Genomic DNA, 1,029 nt, shown 5'->3' on the forward strand with positions numbered 1-1,029 from the left:
GTTCAGACGTGTCCGCTTCAGATCTGTCGCCCCCGCGGCGCCGCCAGCTGGGCAGCCGTCCGCGCAGTCTCCTGCCGGGCAGTCTCCCGCCGGACCTTCCGGGCAGCCAACCGCCGCGCAGCCGCCTGCCGGATCGTCCGCGCCGCCGTCGGCCGGACCTTCCGGGCAGCCGCCCGCACAGTCTCCTGCCGGGCAGTCGCCTGCCGGATCGTCAGCGCCGCCGTCGGCCGGACCCACTGCGCAGCCTCCCGCCGGACAGCCTCCCGCCGGGCCGTCCGCGTCGCCGTTGCCGGGCAATCACACGGCGCCGCCGGCTTCGCCGCCTGCGGTTTCTCAAGCTCCGGCGCAGGCTCTACCGCCGCTGCCTCAGCCCAGTCAGTCGCGGCCTCCCACGGCGAACCACACGCCGCCTCCGCCGGTGAGCGCGCCTCCGGCGACGCCCGAGGCGCAGTCCGTCGCGCCGTCTCAGGCCGAGCCCGAGCCACCGGTGAACCCGTCTGTCCCGCCGCCCGCCACGACCCCGCCGTCGTCCGCGATGCCTCCGGTCACCCCGCCGGTGACCGGGCCGCCTTCGGGTCCGTTGCCGCAGCCGGTCTCGCCGTCGCGGGGCATCCCCGTCGCGCCGGACCTGCCCACCCCGCCGCGCGGTGTCCCGATGGGCCGGGGCTGGTTCGACGAACTCGCCGAAAGCGTGCCGGAAAGCTCGAAGGTGGACCCGGCCGAAGACGGCGAGTTCGGGCCGACCGGTGATCCCACGGAGATCCCCTACCGCTATCGCAAGTGATGACAGAACGTCCGGGTGATGTCACGCTTGACGTATGTCGAGCGACCCGAACCCGGATCAGGGCTGGTACTACAACACCAAGACGAACCAGGTCGAGCACCTGGAACGCGGCCGGAGCGTCGATCTCCTCGGCCCGTACCCGGACGAGGCGACGGCCCGGCGCGCCCTGGACATCGCCAAGGAACGCACGCGGCAGGCCGACGCCGAAGACGCCAAGTGGAACAACGACTGACCTTCGCCAGGCC

2 protein-coding genes are annotated in these 1,029 nt (G+C 73.5%); both read left to right on the plus strand.

The window, feature by feature from the left end; all coding sequences use genetic code 11:
• Positions 1-418 precede the first annotated feature (418 nt).
• On the plus strand, positions 419-784 hold the full coding sequence (locus CFP71_RS43150; protein WP_244200066.1) for a hypothetical protein: 366 nt from the start codon (positions 419-421) through the stop codon (positions 782-784).
• Between the two features lie 34 nt (positions 785-818).
• The gene (locus CFP71_RS43155; protein WP_093939505.1) at positions 819-1,016 is read left to right on the plus strand and encodes a hypothetical protein; all 198 of its coding nucleotides are present in this window, start codon (positions 819-821) and stop codon (positions 1,014-1,016) included.
• Positions 1,017-1,029 lie beyond the last annotated feature (13 nt).

It is taken from the genome of Amycolatopsis thailandensis, assembly GCF_002234405.1.
GTDB classification, from domain to species: Bacteria; Actinomycetota; Actinomycetes; order Mycobacteriales; family Pseudonocardiaceae; genus Amycolatopsis; species Amycolatopsis thailandensis.

Excerpts from the sequence above, each read along its gene's own strand:
- CFP71_RS43155 (WP_093939505.1), top strand. The coding sequence starts at position 819 with ATGTCGAGCGACCCGAACCCGGATCAGGGCTGGTACTACAACACCAAG.